The 16,665-nt window shown below is 72.4% G+C and carries 18 protein-coding genes; 12 read left to right on the forward strand and 6 right to left on the reverse strand.

The genetic code is table 11. The annotated features are described in order from the left end of the window. Nucleotides 1-164: 164 nt before the first annotated feature. The gene (locus tag I2501_RS39340) at nucleotides 165-629 is read left to right on the forward strand and encodes a phage tail protein (RefSeq protein ID WP_196194387.1); all 465 of its coding nucleotides are present in this window, start codon (nucleotides 165-167) and stop codon (nucleotides 627-629) included. Nucleotides 630-742: 113 nt separating this feature from the next. After that, entirely contained in the window at nucleotides 743-1,891 is a 1,149-nt protein-coding gene (locus I2501_RS14480; protein WP_328806368.1) for an FUSC family protein, read from the forward strand. Nucleotides 1,892-1,923: 32 nt separating this feature from the next. Here the strand turns inward: I2501_RS14480 and I2501_RS14485 are convergent, their stop codons facing one another. Both I2501_RS14485 and I2501_RS14490 read right to left on the reverse strand, forming a co-directional pair. Further along, the gene (locus tag I2501_RS14485) at nucleotides 1,924-2,352 is read right to left on the reverse strand and encodes a DUF1269 domain-containing protein (RefSeq protein WP_196194388.1); all 429 of its coding nucleotides are present in this window, start codon (nucleotides 2,350-2,352) and stop codon (nucleotides 1,924-1,926) included. 277 nt (nucleotides 2,353-2,629) lie between these two features. Further along, nucleotides 2,630-4,060 carry a dihydrolipoyl dehydrogenase family protein gene (locus tag I2501_RS14490; RefSeq protein ID WP_196194389.1) on the reverse strand — a complete coding sequence of 477 codons (1,431 nt, stop codon included), beginning with the start codon at nucleotides 4,058-4,060 and terminating at the stop codon, nucleotides 2,630-2,632. 334 nt (nucleotides 4,061-4,394) lie between these two features. On the opposite strand from I2501_RS14490, the gene I2501_RS14495 reads away from it, so the two are divergent. From I2501_RS14495 to I2501_RS14505, 3 genes are all read left to right on the forward strand, one after another. Then, entirely contained in the window at nucleotides 4,395-4,679 is a 285-nt protein-coding gene (locus tag I2501_RS14495; protein ID WP_196194390.1) for a hypothetical protein, read from the forward strand. A gap of 133 nt (nucleotides 4,680-4,812) precedes the next feature. Further along, complete coding sequence (locus tag I2501_RS14500; RefSeq protein ID WP_196194391.1) at nucleotides 4,813-5,034, forward strand: hypothetical protein; 222 nt, start codon at nucleotides 4,813-4,815, stop codon at nucleotides 5,032-5,034. A gap of 77 nt (nucleotides 5,035-5,111) precedes the next feature. Continuing rightward, nucleotides 5,112-6,245: a lysylphosphatidylglycerol synthase transmembrane domain-containing protein gene (locus tag I2501_RS14505; protein WP_236046431.1), complete on the forward strand. Its 1,134-nt coding sequence runs from the start codon at nucleotides 5,112-5,114 to the stop codon at nucleotides 6,243-6,245. A gap of 26 nt (nucleotides 6,246-6,271) precedes the next feature. Here the strand turns inward: I2501_RS14505 and I2501_RS14510 are convergent, their stop codons facing one another. Both I2501_RS14510 and I2501_RS14515 read right to left on the reverse strand, forming a co-directional pair. Further along, entirely contained in the window at nucleotides 6,272-7,375 is a 1,104-nt protein-coding gene (locus I2501_RS14510) for a zinc-dependent alcohol dehydrogenase family protein (protein ID WP_408022740.1), read from the reverse strand. Nucleotides 7,376-7,484: 109 nt separating this feature from the next. Further along, nucleotides 7,485-9,041: a Na+/H+ antiporter gene (locus I2501_RS14515; RefSeq protein WP_196194394.1), complete on the reverse strand. Its 1,557-nt coding sequence runs from the start codon at nucleotides 9,039-9,041 to the stop codon at nucleotides 7,485-7,487. A 242-nt stretch (nucleotides 9,042-9,283) separates the two neighbouring features. Between I2501_RS14515 and I2501_RS14520 the strand changes: the two genes are divergently transcribed. Beyond that, the gene (locus I2501_RS14520) at nucleotides 9,284-10,741 is read left to right on the forward strand and encodes a hypothetical protein (protein ID WP_196194395.1); all 1,458 of its coding nucleotides are present in this window, start codon (nucleotides 9,284-9,286) and stop codon (nucleotides 10,739-10,741) included. 174 nt (nucleotides 10,742-10,915) lie between these two features. Then, entirely contained in the window at nucleotides 10,916-11,140 is a 225-nt protein-coding gene (locus tag I2501_RS14525; protein WP_196194396.1) for a hypothetical protein, read from the forward strand. Nucleotides 11,141-11,180: 40 nt separating this feature from the next. Here the strand turns inward: I2501_RS14525 and I2501_RS14530 are convergent, their stop codons facing one another. Next, entirely contained in the window at nucleotides 11,181-11,603 is a 423-nt protein-coding gene (locus tag I2501_RS14530) for a hypothetical protein (RefSeq protein ID WP_196194397.1), read from the reverse strand. Nucleotides 11,604-11,798: 195 nt separating this feature from the next. Here I2501_RS14530 and I2501_RS14535 point away from each other — a divergent pair, with 195 nt between their 5' ends. Further along, nucleotides 11,799-12,101, forward strand: a complete 303-nt coding sequence (locus I2501_RS14535) for a hypothetical protein (protein WP_196194398.1) — start codon at nucleotides 11,799-11,801, stop codon at nucleotides 12,099-12,101. A gap of 70 nt (nucleotides 12,102-12,171) precedes the next feature. Here I2501_RS14535 and I2501_RS14540 read toward each other — a convergent pair whose 3' ends face one another. Continuing rightward, a complete protein-coding gene (locus I2501_RS14540) occupies nucleotides 12,172-13,140 on the reverse strand; it encodes an Lrp/AsnC family transcriptional regulator (RefSeq protein WP_196194399.1) in 969 nt (322 codons plus the stop codon). Between the two features lie 151 nt (nucleotides 13,141-13,291). On the opposite strand from I2501_RS14540, the gene I2501_RS14545 reads away from it, so the two are divergent. From I2501_RS14545 to I2501_RS14560, 4 genes are all read left to right on the forward strand, one after another. Beyond that, entirely contained in the window at nucleotides 13,292-14,785 is a 1,494-nt protein-coding gene (locus I2501_RS14545; RefSeq protein ID WP_196194400.1) for a carboxylesterase/lipase family protein, read from the forward strand. 82 nt (nucleotides 14,786-14,867) lie between these two features. After that, on the forward strand, nucleotides 14,868-15,173 hold the full coding sequence (locus I2501_RS14550) for a GNAT family N-acetyltransferase (protein WP_196194401.1): 306 nt from the start codon (nucleotides 14,868-14,870) through the stop codon (nucleotides 15,171-15,173). Next, nucleotides 15,170-15,652, forward strand: coding sequence for an OsmC family protein (locus I2501_RS39345; RefSeq protein ID WP_215909624.1), 483 nt, complete (start codon nucleotides 15,170-15,172; stop codon nucleotides 15,650-15,652). The genes I2501_RS14550 and I2501_RS39345 overlap by 4 nt, the downstream gene beginning before the upstream one ends. After that, on the forward strand, nucleotides 15,649-16,632 hold the full coding sequence (locus I2501_RS14560) for a pirin family protein (protein ID WP_196194402.1): 984 nt from the start codon (nucleotides 15,649-15,651) through the stop codon (nucleotides 16,630-16,632). Before I2501_RS39345 ends, I2501_RS14560 begins: the two co-directional genes overlap by 4 nt. The last annotated feature ends 33 nt before the right edge of the window (nucleotides 16,633-16,665 follow it).

Consider the following 16,665-nt stretch of genomic DNA (forward strand, 5'->3'; position numbering starts at 1 on the left):
AGCCACCCCGCCCGGCGGAACCGAACGAGTCCGCCGGCCGGCCCGAGGCGGCGCGAGCCCCTGGACCGTCGCGCGCGCCGGATCCGGCGGATGGCCCAGCCTCCGTCGCTGTGTCAGACCCGGCCGTTAGCGTTTTCCCTGACAGACCGACTTCGGGAGAGCGCATGCCGTACACCGTCGACTTCGTGAACGTGTCCACCACCGGCCTGGAGTCGTCCCCGGTCGCGGAGGCGCTGGCCGGGCTGCGCGCCAACGAGGCCCGCTACTACAAGAACAAGTACGACCACGTCTTCACCGTGACCCCGGCGAGCGAGGATCCGGCGACGCTCGAATGGGTGAACCGCGTCCTCGCCGACGAGCGCGACATCGTGATCGGCTCCCGCCCGCTGGGGGTGACGTCCTTCGAGGTGGACGGCCTGCGGATGGCCTACGTGTTCTACGAGTCCGGCCTGGCGATCAACGTCATGTACGGCATCGACGAGGGCAAGAAGCGCGCCGTCGGCTTCAAGCTCTCGCAGGGCATGGAGGTTCCCGAGGAGCTGGCGACCCGCTTCAAGTTCGCCCGCCAGAAGTCCAAACTGGCCGGCGAGATCCGCGGCTCCTTCTTCGTCATCAAGGGCGAGTACTGAGCCCGACGGGACCGGACGCGGAACCGCCGTCGGGACCCGCCACGGCCCCCTCGACGGCACCTGCCACGGCCCCGGTCCGTGCCGCCGTCGCCCGAGCACGCCGTGACCCGCTCGTGGCGCAGACCCTGCGCGCGACGTTCGCGGCGACGCTGTCCTACGCCGTCGCCGAACAGCTCAGCAATCAGCCCGCGCCGCTGACCGCACCGCTGACGACGCTGCTGGTCGTGCAGGTCACGCTCTACTCGACGCTGACCACCGGCGTGCGCAGGGTCGTGTCGGTCGTCGCGGGCGTGCTGCTGGCCATCGGCTTCAGCGCGGTCGTCGGGCTGTCCTGGTGGAGCCTCGGCCTGATCATCCTTGCCGCGTTGGCCCTCGGCCATCTGATCCGGGTGGACGAGTTCGTCAACGAGGTCGCCATCAGCGGCATGCTGGTGCTCGGCGTCACCCAGCTGGCCTCGCAGGCCTGGGACCGGGTGTTGGAGACGCTGATCGGCGCCGGTGTCGGGCTGGCGTTCAACCTCTTCCTCGCGCCGCCCGTGCTGGTGGAACCGGCCAGTGAGTCGATCGAGGACCTGGCCCGGCGGGTCCGACAACTACTGCTGGCCCTGAGCGAGGAGTTGGACGCACCGATCCCGGTCGAGCGCGCGGCCGAACGCCTCCACGAGGCGCGCCGCCTGGACCAGTACATCGCCCAGGTCGACGGCGCGCTGCGCCAGGCCGAGGACAGCCTGCGGCTGAACCCCCGCATCAGCGAGGGCCTGCTCGCCCGGCTGATGCTGCGCACCGGCCTGGACACCCTGGAGATCTGCGTCGTCGTGGTCCGCGTCATCGCCCGGACCCTGACCGACCTGGCCAAACGCCGCCGCCCTGACGAGCCGCTCTTCCCCGCCGAGATCGCCGCCGGGCTCCAGGACCTGCTGGGCCACCTGGGCGGCGCCCTGGTCAGCTTCGGGGTCCTGGTCACCACCCAGGTCAGCCGCGACGCCGAAGGCGCCGAACAGCGCCTGGCCGCCGAGCTCGACGCCGCCTGGGCCAGCCGCGAACGGGTCGCCGACCTGTTGCTGCGTCAGGTCCAGGAGCACCCGCTGGCCTGGCAACTCCACGGCGCGCTGCTCGCCGAGGTCGACCGCATCCTCGACGAACTCGACCCGGAGCACCGCAGCCGCCGCCTCATGGACGAACTCGACCGCGCCACCGTCCAACGCCACGCCCGCTTCGCCCGCCTCAACCCACTACCGGCCTTTGTGACCGGTCGACGCTAGTGTCACGTCGGTGCCGCTGTGCAGGCCGTTGGCTAGGCAGGCTCCTGGCCGCCGGTGGACGGTCCTTCGAAGGCAGCTCTGAGCTGATCCTCCTGCTTCACCGAAAGGTCGGAGCGCATCAACTCCACGGCGTGTCCCTCGAAGGCCTTGGCGACGGCGTCGATGTCGGCATCGGTGCTCAGCAGTACCAGCGCTGAGCTCCCCGGTGTCATATCGCCTTTCACCGAGTCGATCATCGTGCCTTCTATGCCGGCCTTGCTGAACTTCTTGGCGAGCGACGCGGCTTTGCTGCCCTCGTCGGTCACGTGCTCCTGTACTTGGGGGGCCGCTGCGTACAGCGGCCAGCGGAGCACGTCGACATCACGCACGTCGATAAGCTCCTGGCCGGCCAGCTGCTTGAGTCTGAGGACGGCGTCATCGGCCTCTTCGGTGCCGCGGAACCGCCATGCCGTTGTTGACATCGATCCACTCCTTCCGGCGGACCGTTTGATCGGGCCGCACTGCCGATCCGGCCATCCTCCGGGGAACCGCTTGCAGGACCCCGCGGGGCGAGTCGGAGCATTTCCGGGCGCGGGAGAGGACGACGCCCAAGCCGCCAGGCAAGCCAAGCTCGGGGTGTCGATGCCAGGTCTCGCTCGTCCAGGCTAACCCGATATGCCGGGCGTTTCATCGCGATCCGCTGGCCCCTGTCCTGAGCCGCAGCGAGAGCCGCGGCCAGGATCAGGGCCGGAACCAGCATCAGCCGCGGTAGGTCTCCAGCAGGCGCAGCCACACCTCGCTGATCGTCGGGTAGGACGGGACCGCGTGCCACAGGCGGGCGATCGGGACCTCGCCGACGACAGCAACCGTGGCCGAGTGAATCAGCTCCGCCACGCCCGGGCCGACGAAGGTCACGCCGACCAGGACCTCGCGGTCGAGGTCGACCACGGCCCTGGCCCGGCCCTTGTACCCGTCGGCGAAGAGGGAGGCGCCCGCGACGTTGCCGATCTCGTAGTCCACGGCGCGCACGCGCAGGCCCTGTGCCTCGGCCTCCGCGAGCGTGGGGCCGACCGAGGCGGCCTCCGGGTCGGTGAAGACCACCTGCGGGACCGCCACGCGGTCGGCCGTGGCCACGCTGCGCCCCCAGTCGCCGGTGTCCAGGGCGCGGCCCGCCGCGCGGTCGGCGATGGCCTGGCCGAAGATGCGGCCCTGGTACTTGCCCTGGTGCGTGAGCAGCGCCCGGTGGTTGACGTCCCCGGCGGCGTAGAGCCACTCGCCGGGGACGTCGACGGCCAGACCCGTGTCGTCGACCCGGATCCAGCCGCCCGGTTCCAGCCCGACGGTCTCCAGGCCCAGGTCGGCCGTGGCGGGCCTGCGGCCGATCGCGAAGAGAACCTGATCAGCCGTCAACTTCTCGTCCTCGCCGAGGTCCAGCACGACCTCGCCGCCGGGCTCGCGGGAGACGCCGGCCACCGAGACGCCGAAGCGGACGTCGACGCCGCCCGCCTTCAGCCCCTCGGCCACCTGCTCCCCCGCGAACGGCTCCATCCGGTCCAGCAGCGCGTTGCCGCGCACCAGCAGCGTCACCCGGCTGCCCAGCGCGGCCCAGGCGGAGGCCATCTCCACGGCCACGACACCACCGCCGACGACGGCGAGGCGCTCGGGCACCGAGTCCGCGCTGGTCGCCTCCCGGCTGGTCCAGACGCCCACCTTCTCGATCCCGGGCAGGTCCGGCAGTGCCGCGCCCGTGCCCGTGCAGACCGCGACAGCATGCCGCGCCGTCAGTACCCGCTCCGACCCGTCCGGCGTCTGCACGACGACGCGGCGCTCTCCGGCCAGCCGCCCGTGCCCACGCACGAGGTCGAGGCCGACGGAGTCGAGCCACGACACCTGGCCGTCGTCGTGCCAGTGCGACGCGAAGTCGTCCCGGCGCTTCAGCACCGCGTCCGCGTCGAGGCGTCCGGTGACCGCCTCTCGCGTCCCGGCCAGCCGGCGCGCTTCGGCCAGCGCGGCGGCAGGACGCAGCAGCGCCTTGCTCGGCATGCAGGCCCAGTAGCTGCACTCGCCGCCGACCAGCTCGTGCTCGACGACGGCGACGCTGAGCCCGCCCGCCCTGGCCCGCTCCGCGAGGTTCTCCCCGGTCGGCCCGGCTCCCAGCACCACCACGTCGAACGTGTCCACCGCGCTCACTCCCGCTCGTCTCCCTGCTCGAACCGCATTGAACTACCTGAACTACCCGAACTGCATGAACTGCCTGAACTGCATTGATCTGTCTGGAACTACCTCGAACTACTCGATGCCGTAGCGAGGCCGCTCCGACAACGCCGATGATCCTCAACCCTGTGACGCCGGGGACCAACAGACAAATCATCAGGCCGCAGTGCAGAATCGGGCCAGAACCCACCCGAATTGGTAAGACATTGGTCATACGTGAACGGTTTTGGCCTGTACACATGATCAGAGCCGGCTCTGAAGATTTGCATGTACGCAGACAAACGGAAGCCGACCAGCGTAATCTCACCTCGTGCAGGACATCCACACACCACCCACCCTTGTCACGACCCCGCGCCGGGCCACCGGGTACGCCGCGGTCGTGTCGGAAGACGATCTCGTGGCACTGCTGAGGGACGGCAGCGCCACCGAGGCCGCGGACGGTCTCACTCTGGCCGTCTACTTCCCACCGGGCACGCCACGGAGCGTCCGCGACTCCTTGCACGACCAGATCGCCGACCTGCTCAGCAGGACCCGGCGCGCGCACGGCCCACAGCTCGTCTGGCAGCCCGGCAACCCGCTGGACCTGCCTGGTTGACGTCCGTCCGCGCCCGACGCGGCCGCGACGCGTCCACCACGGCCGCCACACGCACCGACTCCGTTCTGCGGCTGCGCGACGCCGGTTCTAGCATCGGAAGCGGGGCCACCCCTGACGTCGGGAGCCTGCCGTGATGCAGTACGAGCTCAGAGCCGAGCACCGTCCGACCCCGGGCGGAGGCCGACGCGTGCACATGTGGCACGTCGTGAGGGCCGGCGAGAAGGCGGGCCTGTGCGGGTACCACCTGGCCCCGAACGCCGAGAGCGGCCGGATCGCCGACCTGGAGGAGCTTCCCGGTCACCGCTGTGAGACCTGCCGCACCGCGTACCGGTCGGCGCTGCCCCCGCCGGACTGATCCCGTCAGCCACCGCTGGTGCGTGCCGTCCGAGCGTTGGGGTGAGACCGGTGTCCGAGGCGTCCGGCGATTCCGCGATGTCCGGGGAGTCGGAGCTGCCCGGCAAGTCGGATCTGCCCGGAAGCCCTTCCGCGCGACCCTCCGCGCCGACGGACACGCCCGGCCCGCCAGGCACCCCAGGAGCGCCTGACCCGCCCCGTCCGAGGTGGCGTCGGTACCTGTGGTGGCTCACCGTCGTCCTCGTGGCGGCCACCGCCGCCGTGCTCGCGGCCACGCACCGCCAGGAGGTGCGCGAGGCGGCGCACCTCGTCGCGCGGGTCGACCTCGACCTCCTCGGCGTGGCGATCGGCCTGGAGGCGGTGTCGATCTTCGCGCTGGCCGCCCTCGAACGGTGGCTGCTGCGCGCCGGAGGAGCCGAGATCCGTCTGGGCAGCGTCGCCGGCGTCGTCGTGTCGGCCAACGCCGTGGCCGGGGCCGTGCCCGCGGGCTCGGTGCTCGCACTCGGTTGGGCGATGCGGCAGTTGGAGCGGCGCGGCATCGCCCTGACCGTCGTGGGCGCGTCGCTGGCGGCGGCCGGGGTCATGAGCATCACCGCGCTCAGTCTGCTGCTGACCGTCGGCGCGCTGGTGGCCTCGCCGTCCGGTCCCGCTCCCGGGCTGCGCGAGGGCGTGCTGATCGCGGCGGGCTCGTGCGTGGCGCTGTTGCTCATCGTGCTGGCCCTCTCCCGCTCCGCGTGGGTTCGGGACGTCAGCAGCCGGGCGTGGCACCGGATCGGCCGGGGACGGCCGCGGCTCACCCGGCTCCAGGACTCCGTCGGCACGGTGGCCACCCAGGCGCTGGCGCTCCACCCGACGCTTCGCGGCTGGATCCGGCCGCTGCTCTGGGCGCTGCTCAACTGGATCTGCGATGCCGCCGTCCTGGTCGTCTGCATGGCGGCGCTGGGCATCCAGGTCCCGTGGCGCGGACTGCTGATGGCGTACACGCTGACGCAGTTCCTCGGCAGCCTCCGGGTGACGCCGGGCAACCTCGGCATCGCGGAGGCGTCGCTGTCGGGGCTGCTCGTCCTCTACGGCCTGCGCGCGGACCAGGCCCTCGCGGCGACACTGCTCTACCGGGGCGTCAGCTTCTGGCTGCTGCAGCCGATCGGGTGGGCGTGCTGGCTGGTGGTGACGCTGCACAAACCGGAGGGGAAGCATCGGCACCACAGGTGAACCCCCCGAATCGACGGGTCGCTGCGTCACTGCCGCTCGCCGATGTCGAGCACGGCCACGCCGGTGATCCGGTCGGCGGCGACGTCCGCGAGCGCCTGGTCGGCGGCCTCGAACGGGTAGTGGACGACGTGCACCTGCAGCGGCGACGGCCGGGCGGCGACCTCGGCCAGGAACGCGCGGCCGTCCGCCCGGGTGTTGGCGGTGACGCTGCGCAGCGTGCGCTCCTGGAAGAGGTGCCGCTCGTAGTTCAGCGTCGGGATGTCGGTCAGGTGGATCCCCGCGACCGCCAGCGTGCCGCCACGGTCCAGCGCCGCCAGCGCAACCGGGACCAGGTCGCCGACCGGCGCGAACAGGATCGCCGCGTCCAACGGCTCCGGCGGGGCGGCGTAGGCGTCGCGGGCGGAGGTCGCGCCGAGGTCCAGCGCGAGTCTGCGGGCTTGTTCGGACCGGGTCAGCACGTGGACGGTCGCTCCCCGGGCGAGCGCGAGCTGCGCGGTGAGGTGGGCGGACGCGCCGAAGCCGTAGATGCCGAGCCGTCCGCCCGGCGGCAGTTCGGCCCGCGCCAGGGCCCGGTAGCCGATGATCCCGGCGCAGAGCAGCGGCGCGAGTTCGGCGTCGCCGAGCCGTCCCTCGGGCAGGGCGTAGACATAGCGGGCGTCAGCCACCAGGTGCCGGGCGAAGCCGCCGTCGCGGTCCCAGCCGGTGTAGGTCGACGCGGGGCAGAGGTTCTCCCGCCCGGACGTGCAGTACGCGCACCGGCCGCAGGTGCTCGCCAGCCACGCGACGCCGACGCGGTCGCCCTCGGCGAAGCCCGCGGTCGCCGCGTCCGGACCGAGCGCGAGGACGCGCCCCACCGCCTCGTGCCCGGGTGTGGTCCGCGTTCGGCGCGGTGGGAGGTCGCCCTCGGCGAGGTGCAGGTCGGTGCGGCAGACCCCGCACACGTCCACCCGGATCAGCAGCTCGCCGGGGCCCGGCTCGGGCACGGGCCGACGGGTCCGCACGAGCGGACCGGTCCCCGCCGATCCACTCGCCATCGGACCGGGTGCCATCGGACCGGGTCGGTCCACCACCCAGGCGTCCGTCTCCCAGCCGTCCGTCTCCCGGGAGCCCGTTTCCGGTCCCGCAGCCAGGTCGTCCATGCCCGCTCCCGCTCTCGCGCGCCGCTCCCCTCTCGACGGTCCTCGCCCACCCGCCCCACGGCAAGCGGCGAGCGACGTGCGGCAACCGGCCTCGCGCCGCTCAGCGCCCGAGCGCGGTCTCCTCCAGGTCCAGCTCGTGCTGGAGGTGGCGGCGCGTGGTGTCGCTGATCCGGTGGTCCTCGTAGAGGCGGCGCAGTTCGGCGCTCTGGATCGCGATGACGTCGCGCCGCAGGTCACGGTAGGCGTCGAGGGTGGTCTGGCCGTCTGCGGGGCCGTTCTCCTCGGCGTCCGCGTTGTGGTCGAGCTGGGCGTCCAGGCGGCGGCGCACCCGGTCGAGGGCGACCTCGGGGACGGCCTCCAACTCGGTGATCTCGTCCAGGTGCACCAGCCCGGCGCGGGTCAGCGCGAGCCTGGTGCGGGACTCCTCGCGGGCGGTGTGCTCGGGCTCCAGGGCCAGCCCGGAGCGGTTGACGACGCCCGCGAGCGAGAGCCCCTGGACAACCAGGGTGAAGACGACGACGGCGGTGGTCAGCGTCAGCACCAGCGCGCGGCCGGGCAGCGGGCTCCCGTTGTCGGCGACGAGCGGGATCGACAGCGCGGCGGCCAGCGGCATCACGCCCCGCGTCCCGGCCCAGGACGCGACGGCGGCAAGCCGCCAGGACGGACGGCGGGTGGTGGGTTTGAGCGCGGCGGACAGCGGGACCATCCACAGCAGCCGCAGCACGATCAGCGCCGCCGCGATGGCCAGTGCCTGCAACGGCCAGGCGCCGGTTCCGGCGGGCAGGTCGCGCACCAGCGTCGGCAGTTCGAGGCCGACGATCGCGAAGACGACGCTCTCCAGCAGGAAGACGACGACCCCGTACACGGCCTGGAGTTGCAGCCGGATCCGGGCGTCGGTGAGCCGGTGGCTGGAGCGGCCGAGCAGCACCCCGGCGACCACCACGCAGGTGACGCCGGAGGTGTGCAGCCCCTCCGCCAGCACGTACGCGGCGTACGGGGTGACCAGCGCGATCACCGTCTCCAGGACCGGGTCCGTCGTCCGCCGCCGGATCAGCGCGACGACGCCCGCGACGACGGCGCCGACCAGGCTGCCGCCGCCCGCGAGCAGGAAGAACTCGCCTCCGGCACGGCTCCAGCTGACCGCGCTGGAGGAGACGGCCACCGCGACCGCGACCTTGAACATCACCAGCGAGGTTGCGTCGTTGAACAGGCTCTCGCCCTGCACCAGCACCTGGACCCGCCCCGGCAGCGCCAGCCGTCGCCCGAGCGCGGTCACCGCGACCGGGTCGGTGCTGGCCAGCACGCAGCCGAGCACGAAGGCCATGGCCCCGCTGAGCGGCGTCAGCCATGCGCCGAGCAGGCCGATCACCGCGGCGGACGCCAGCACCAGCCCGAAGGCGAGGACGATCACGGGCTTCCACACAGTGCGCAGGTCACGCACCGACAGCTCCTCGGCGGAGGCGTAGAGCAGCGGCGGCAGGACGACGAGGCCGATCGTCTCCGGCGCGATGTGCAGCGCCGGGGCGCCGGGTATCAGCGCGATGCCCAGACCCACCAGGACCAGCAGCGACGGTGCGGGAATCCGCCACCGTTTCGCCCCCGTGGCCACGGCGGTGGCCAGGACGACGAGGAGGAGTACGGTGCCGACCGCGCGCATCAGGGCATCCTTCGTGACGCTCGTGGAAGGGAGCCGCCCCGCGGATGCGGACAGTCCACCCCTCCGAGCCGACCAGACTTCCCGGCACACCGTGATCGGATTTTATCAGTGCCTTAACACCGCACCCGGCGCCCCCTCGCGGCCGCCGCGGCTCGCAGCGCATCGCGCACCACATCACCTCGCGGACCTGGCGGTTGAGGACTCTGGCGGACCGCCCCGCACCAGGTGTACAACCGTGAGCCGTGCACATATCGCGGCCCGCCGGCGGGCTCTCCTCACGTGACCTGCTGTGGGCCCGGCTCAGAGCCTGGCGTCTCGGAGCCGTCCTGTCCGGACTGATGGTCGGCGGTGTGCTGGTCCTCCAACTGCTGCGAGCGGGGGCACGAGCGCACTGGGCGCTGGGGTCGCTCTTCGTCATCCTGGGCATAGCAGCCGGATTCCTCGCTCTGGCCTGGGGCTCGGGCCGAGCGGCCGAGGGACAGCCCCGGGCGCGGAAGTACTGTCCGGAGCTGGTCGAGATCGCCGCCCGGGCCGCACGCGAGAACGGACTGCCCGTGCCCTCGGCGGTGAGCATTGTCGGACATCCCGTCATCAGGGTGACGGCGCACCGGTTTCCCCGCCGGACGGTGGTGGTCCAGGTCGGGCTGCCGCTGCTGACCACTCTCTCCGCTGACGACCTGCGCATCGAGTTGGCCCGCGATCTCGCCGTGACGGCCGAGCCCAACCCCGCCGCCGCCCGCGCGGTGCTGCGCAAGCGGCTGCAGTTCTCCGGCATCCCCGCCCTGGTCGAGGCCGGAAGAACCTCCCGCCTGATCCGCCGGGGCACGGCGTTCCTGGACCGCACCGCGCAGTTCGCCGCCGACATCGAGGAGCGCGCCGACCAGGCCGCCGTCCAATCCGCCGGATCCCGGCTGCGTGCGGCCGAAGCCCGGCTGGCGGCGGCGCGGACCCTCACGTCCTTCGACGAGTTCGCGTCCGTCTACCGCCGCCTGATCGTCAGGCGCCGCCGGGTTCCCCGCCAGTTCTTCAGCGGCTGGCTGGAATGCCGCGAGGCCGACTACGTCCTGCCGGAGGACCGGCAGTCGTTCGTCAGCGCCGTCGCCGAGGAGCTGCGCCTCCACCACCCGTCCCTGGACGGGGAGTTCGCGTACCTCGCCGAGCAGGAGCCGGCCGGTGCGGCCGTGCCGGTGCTGACCGCCGTCCCACCGGTCCTGGAGCGGACCGTGGCCCGGGCCTACGCCAAGTCGTTCCTCTCCGGAAACGCGACCCCCAAGCTGCTCGACTGGCACGAGGTCGACCCCGAGAAGGTCTTCGGGCCGGAACCCGCCACCGAGTCGGCCATCGAGGCCGCAGCAACGGTGTTGCAGCGTCCCGCCACCGCCGTCGACGTGCTCGAACTGCTCTCCACGCGTGACGGACGGCGGGACCTCACCCGGGTGCTGGTCGCCGAGTCCGACGTGACCGTCGTGGGCGACCCGGACGAGGCGCTGCGTCCCGGAGTCGCGGCGACCGGCGCGGTCGTCCACGAGCTGCTCACCCACGGCTACCGCAGGCTCGACGCGCTCCACCCCTGCCGCCTCACCGCACCCGACGGCTCGGTCCTCGACGCCAACACCGCGGCGGCCGAGGCCCTCACCTCCCCGGAGTCCCTGGAGCGCCTCCGCGGCGTGCTGCGCACCGCATCCCAGCTCGGCGTGTGACGGCGCGCCCGCTGTCAAGGCCTCGTTCGGCCCAACAGCGGAACCGTCGGCGGGCCGAGGGGCGTGTCAGCACATAGGGTCGAGCAGGCTGTCCTCCGCGTCGGCCATCTGTCGGACCGACGGCGCATCGCCGTCGTGAGAGCCGTCGCACGCGCGGCGGTGAGAGGAAGACCCGTGTTCACCCTGACCGGGACCTGGGACCTGGTGCGGACGATCGGCCGGCACACCGTACGTGGGCTGGCGGCTCTCGAACCCGGCGGGCTCAACCGGCGCGCGCAGCAGAACGCCGCCCGGGCCGCCGCGTGGACGAGCGCGCAGCGACGGGAGGCCGGAGAGGCCGAGAGCTGGCTCCCCGAACATGCGTCCGAGCCCATCGCCGCCCGTCAGGCCCAAGGCTGACCGCCGCCACCGTCGCCACCGTCGCCGCACACGCGCGGCGTCAGAGGTTCGCCCCCGCGCGCACCGTGGCCGCCTCGACCGTCGCGAACGCCCACGCCGACTCGGTCGGCTCGGCTGTGTCGTCGCCGTCCGGCCCGTCGGGCGCGGCGCCGAGGCGGCGGACGAAGTACGCCTCCTCCCCCACGCACAGCACCTCCAGGCGCCGCTCCGGCGCGCCCTTGTCCACCAGGACGTCGCCCTCCGAGTAGCGCGGGACGTCGTCGGGGATCCCCTCGTCGGCCACGGTCGGCGGGGTGGGGCGGACGGTGATCACGTACTCCCGGTCGTCGACGCCCACCACGATCCGTCCGACCTCGCTGACGGTGGCGTCGGTGCGCGCACCGCGCATCAGGTCGTCGTCGAGGATCGCGTCAGCGATCAGCGTGCTCAGCGCGCGTACGTCCTCCAAGGTGGTGGTGCCCATCGCCCGCTCCTGGTGATTCGGTCCGACCCCCGCGCCTCTCCATCGTCTCCATCGTCCGCCCGCGCGCGGCTCCCGTCGATGTGCGGACGACCCTGCGGCACCGGAACCACCAAAGCACTCAGACATGCACAAATCGCCATATAATCAATCCTGCATGGTCATGTCGCACGTCGTCCGCACACAGGAGGCAGACGGATGTCTGCACCGACGGCCCACCCCACGCACCAGGACCACCCACACGTCCACGGCGACGGGTGCGGCCATGTCGCCGTGCCCCACGGCGACCACGTCGACTACGCACACGACAACCATCTGCACCGCGCCCACGAGGGCCATGTCGACGAATGCGCCACCAACGGGCATGTCACCCACTCCGAGCACGCACACCAGCACGGCGACGGCTGCGGCCACGTGGCCGTGCCGCACGGGGACCACGTCGACTACGTCCACGACGGCCACCGCCACGCCAGCCACCAGGGCCACTGGGACGACCACTGAGCAGAACGTCGTCGAGTCCAGCCCGCTCCCGCTGTGACGATCTGATGTCTGGTCACCCCGGACCACCGGGTCAGCTCTCGGACGGGCGAAGCAGACCGGTCCGCTTGACCGAGCTGAGGATCGGCGTCACCTCCAACCCCCTGACGTCGTCCAGCGAGCCGACCGTCCCGGTCAGGAAGTCGTAGAGCCCGGTGAGGTCATGGGCCGCCACCGCCACCAGCAGGTTGGCCGACCCGGTGGTCGCCGCCGCCAACCGCACCTGGGGATGACGGCTCAGCGCCTGGCCGGTGGCCTCCAGGCTTCCCGGGCCGGTGGCGATCCACAGCAGCGCCTCGCTGCCGACGCCGAGCAGGCTCAGGTCCACCTCGCAGGCCAGCCGCACCATGTGCGCGGAGAGCAGCAGGTCCAACCGTCGGCGCACCGTCGACGCCGAGGTCCCCAGCCGGTCGGCCAGCTCGCTGTAGCCGGCACGGGCGTCCACTGCCAGCTCGCCGACCAACTTCTGGTCCAGCGGCTGGAGTTCGGGCGCGTCGGCGGGTTCGCGCGCGAACGGGGCAAGGGCGTCGAACTGGTCCTGCGGCAGCAGTCCGGCGCTCCAGGTGAAGGCCGCCGGAAAGACCTTCAGCAGGTCGTAGGCCTCCCAGGACTGGACGGCCGCCGTGGCGGGCAGGTCGCGCAGCAGCAGCGAGGTGCGGGCCTGCGGGCCGTCGAGGAAGAGGACGCTGCTGATCTCGTCCCCGCCGCCGAGGATGTCGACCCACACCGTGTCGGCACGCCGCGCGAGCGCTGACGCGAGCGTCCGGATCCGGTTCGGGCGACACCGGATCCGCAGCGCCATCGGGATCAGGCCCGGGAAGCGGGCGGGGTTGCGCACCGCCGTCGGGCGCAGCGTGCCGTCGTGCAACAGCGGCGTGGCCCGGCGCACCACCGTGCGCTCGGAGATCCCGAGCACGTGCGCGACCGTGCGCCACGACGCCCGCGGCGACGCCATCAGCACGGCGGCGATCCGCCGGTCCGTCTCGTCCAGTTCCTGCCTCATGGGCTCCACTGTCGCACTTCAGTCAGAATCACGTGCCTTGTGGCGCACATTGCGAAGTACCGCCGCACTCATCGATGGTTTCCGCCGCTCGACCGTAGAACTGAGTCGTCAGGCAGCGCCGATACACAGCATGGTCAGGAAGGTGGCAACGATGATCACGACGGAGCGCCCGGTTGTGGGCACCGGTTCGGGAAGCGTCCAGGGGACGCGGGAGGACGGCGTCGCCGCGTTCCGGGGGATCCCGTACGCGGCGTCCCCCGTCGGGGAGCTGCGCTTTGCCGCCCCCGCGCCGCATCCGGCCTGGTCCGGCGTGCGGGACGCATCCCGTCCCGGACCGGCGGTGCCGCAGGGGCCCTCGCGGCTGGAGCTGGTCATGGGGCCGCGCACCCCCGACTGGGACGAGGACGGCTCGCTCACGCTCAACGTGTGGACACCGCGCCTGCCCGGCGACGTCGACTCCACCACCGAGGGCCCTGACGGCGGCACGAAGCGCCAACTCCCGGTGCTGGTCTGGTTCCACGGCGGCGGGTTCACCAGCGGGTCCGGCGGCTGGGACTGGTACGACGGCCGCAACCTGGCCGCCGCCGGGGACATCGTCGTCGTCACCGCCAACTACCGCCTGGGCCCGCTGGGTTACCTGTACCTCCCGGAGCTCGGCGTGGACAACCTCGGGACGCGGGACCAGGCCGCCGTCCTGGCCTGGGTGCGGGAGAACATCGCCGCCTTCGGCGGGGATCCGGACGCGCTGACCGTCGGCGGGCAGTCCGCCGGGGCGTTCTCGACGCTCTACCTCGGCCTCTCGCCGGTCACCGGGCCGCAGATCAGCCGACTCATCAGCCAGAGCGGCCCGTTCGGGCTCACCCCGCAGGCCCCCGAGGTCGCGGCGGACCACGCCCGGCGCTTTCTCGCGATCCTCGGCGTGGACGGCGGCCAGAACGTCCTCGGCGCCCTGCGGGCCCTTCCGGTCGAGCAACTGCTCTCGGGCTTCGGACAGTTGGCCCAGGACGTCGCCCGCCCCGGCGACGTCGCCCCGCCGATGTACCCGGTCCTGGGCGGGTTCGGGATGCCGCAGGCGTGGGAGCAGGCCGTGGCCGCCGGACGGCTCGACGGCAAGCAGCTGCTGGCCGGGACCACGCGGGACGAGATGACGGCCTTCTTCGCCTTCGATCCCCGCGTCCAGGCGGCCTCCTCCGAGCAGGCGCGCGCGATCGCGGCCGGGCAGGTCGCCGACGGCGGCGAGCGTTTCGACCGCATCGCCGAGCGGTGTCCCCACGCGAGCGCGGCCGACGTCCTCACCGAGGTCGAGACCGGGACGGTGTTCCGCGACGGCACCCTGGCGATTGCCGACCACCACGTCCGGGCGGGCAACTCCGCCTACGTCTACCAGTTCGACTACGCGCCCGTCCCGGACCCCGACCGCCTGGGCGCGGCGCACTGCGGCGAGCTCCCCTTCTTCTTCGACACCTTCGACGCGTACCCCTACCCGGGGAGCCCGATGCTGGGCGAGCCCACGGACGCCGTCCGAGCGCTCGGCCGCACCTTCTCGCGCGCCGCGGCCTCCTTCGTCGCCAACGGCCGCCCGGACGCGGAGGGATGGTCACCGTACCGGGCAGCCGACCCGGCGGCGGTCCGGCACTTCGCCTGAGAGCCTGGACGTGGAGCCGCTTGCACTAGTTGATGCTTCAACTATATGGTGATCCACAACAGAGCTTCCAGGGAGGCGCATCATGGACAAGCGTGTGACCGACAACCCCGAGCAGTCGCGCTTCGAGGTCTTCGAGGGCGAAGAGCTGGCCGGATTCGCCCAGTACCACCGCTTCCGCAACGAGGTCGCCTTCATCCACACCGAGATCGACCCGCGTTTCGAGGGACACGGACTCGGCAGCCTGCTGGCCCGCAACGCGCTGGACGCGATGCGGGAGCAGGGTCTCGCGGTGCTGCCCTACTGCCCCTTCATCCGCGGGTGGATCAAGAAGCACCCCGAGTACGTCGACCTGGTGCCCGTCGCGCAGCGCGAGCGGTTCGGCCTGTGAACGACATACTGCCGGGCGACGGGGCCGCGCCCAGCGCCGACGGATACGTCCGCGCCGCAGCGGCGGTCGCCACCGGACTGCCGACCGACTACGGAGTCGACCTCCACGTCGGCCGGCACCGGATCGCCGTCGACGAACCGACCTCCCACGGCGGCGGCGACAGCGGCCCGACCCCCGTCGGACTGCTGATCTCCGCCGTCGCCTCCTGCACGGCGATCACGCTGCGGATGTACGCCGAGCGCAAGTCCTGGCCGCTTACGGACATCCGGGTGCACGTCGCGTACGAGAAGGGCCCGGAGGGGGCGAACCGGATCACCCGGCGGATCGACCTGATCGGCCCGCTCGACGACGCGCAGCGCGCCCGGATGCTGGAGATCGCCGAACGCACGCCCGTCACCCGGGCCGTCCGCGAGGGCACTCCGATCGTCCCGGCCGCCGACCACCACCAGAAGACGCCAGAGACGAAGGTGCAGCCATGAGCGTGCGCGACACCACCCCCGACCCCTCGGCGGCGTCCTTCCGCGAGCGCGGCGGACGCGAGCACGTGCCAGGGACCCCGGTCCGGGACCTGCTCAGCGCCCGGGAGTTCACGCTCGGGGACTCCTCGGTGGTGCGCCGCCTGCTGCCCACCCTCGGCCGCCGGATGGTCGGCGCCTGGGCCTTCGTCGACCACTACGGCCCCGACGACATCGCGGACCAGCCCGGGATGCAGGTGCCCCCGCACCCGCACATCGGCCTGCAGACCGTCAGCTGGCTGCACGCGGGCGAGGTGTTGCACCGCGACAGCGCGGGCCACGTCCAGACCATCCGCCCGCGCGAGCTCGGCCTGATGACGTCGGGCCGCGGCATCTCGCACTCCGAGCAGAGCCCCGTCCCGCACCCGCAACTGCTCCACGGCGCGCAGCTCTGGGTCGCGCTGCCCGACCACGCCCGGCACACCGCCCCGGACTTCGAGCACCACGCACAGCTGCCGCAGGTCAGCGCCCCCGGCCTGGACGCGACCGTGATCCTGGGCGAGCTGGACGGCGCACTCTCCCCCGGCACCGTCCACACGCCGCTGATGGGCGCGGACCTGACCCTGCGTCAGGGCACCGACCTGCGGCTGCCCGTCGAGGCAGACTTCGAGTACGCCGTGCTGACCATGTCCGGCACCACCGAGGTCGACGGCGTCCGCCTGGACCCGGGTTCGATGCTCTACCTCGGCACCGGCCGCCGGGACCTGCCGCTGCGCGCGGTGGACGGGGAGTCGCAGTTCCTGCTCCTCGGCGGGGAGCCGTTCGCCGAGAAGCTGGTGATGTGGTGGAACTTTGTCGGTCGCACCCACGAGGAGATCGCCACCGCCCGACAGGACTGGGAGACCGGCGACCGCTTCGGACACGTCCTCGGCTACGAGGGCGCCTCGACTCCCGCCCCCGCGCTCCCCGACCACCCGCTCCAGCCCCGCGGACGCGAGCGGTGACACCTGCCGGGTGATGGCCTCCTGGTTCACGAC

It is taken from the genome of Streptacidiphilus fuscans (genome assembly GCF_015690355.1).
GTDB lineage: Bacteria > Actinomycetota > Actinomycetes > Streptomycetales > Streptomycetaceae > Streptacidiphilus > Streptacidiphilus fuscans.

What these genes read in the sequence shown, in the direction of transcription:
- I2501_RS14535 (WP_196194398.1), top strand. Translation starts at nt 11,799, where the DNA reads ATGTCTGCACCGACGGCCCACCCCACGCACCAGGACCACCCACACGTC.
- I2501_RS14485 (WP_196194388.1), bottom strand. Translation starts at nt 2,352, where the DNA reads ATGTCAACAACGGCATGGCGGTTCCGCGGCACCGAAGAGGCCGATGAC.
- I2501_RS14550 (WP_196194401.1), top strand. Translation starts at nt 14,868, where the DNA reads ATGGACAAGCGTGTGACCGACAACCCCGAGCAGTCGCGCTTCGAGGTC.
- I2501_RS14500 (WP_196194391.1), top strand. Translation starts at nt 4,813, where the DNA reads ATGCAGTACGAGCTCAGAGCCGAGCACCGTCCGACCCCGGGCGGAGGC.
- I2501_RS14505 (WP_236046431.1), top strand. Translation starts at nt 5,112, where the DNA reads ATGTCCGGGGAGTCGGAGCTGCCCGGCAAGTCGGATCTGCCCGGAAGC.
- I2501_RS39340 (WP_196194387.1), top strand. Translation starts at nt 165, where the DNA reads ATGCCGTACACCGTCGACTTCGTGAACGTGTCCACCACCGGCCTGGAG.
- I2501_RS14560 (WP_196194402.1), top strand. Translation starts at nt 15,649, where the DNA reads ATGAGCGTGCGCGACACCACCCCCGACCCCTCGGCGGCGTCCTTCCGC.
- I2501_RS14545 (WP_196194400.1), top strand. Translation starts at nt 13,292, where the DNA reads ATGATCACGACGGAGCGCCCGGTTGTGGGCACCGGTTCGGGAAGCGTC.
- I2501_RS14515 (WP_196194394.1), bottom strand. Translation starts at nt 9,041, where the DNA reads ATGCGCGCGGTCGGCACCGTACTCCTCCTCGTCGTCCTGGCCACCGCC.
- I2501_RS14540 (WP_196194399.1), bottom strand. Translation starts at nt 13,140, where the DNA reads ATGAGGCAGGAACTGGACGAGACGGACCGGCGGATCGCCGCCGTGCTG.
- I2501_RS14530 (WP_196194397.1), bottom strand. Translation starts at nt 11,603, where the DNA reads ATGGGCACCACCACCTTGGAGGACGTACGCGCGCTGAGCACGCTGATC.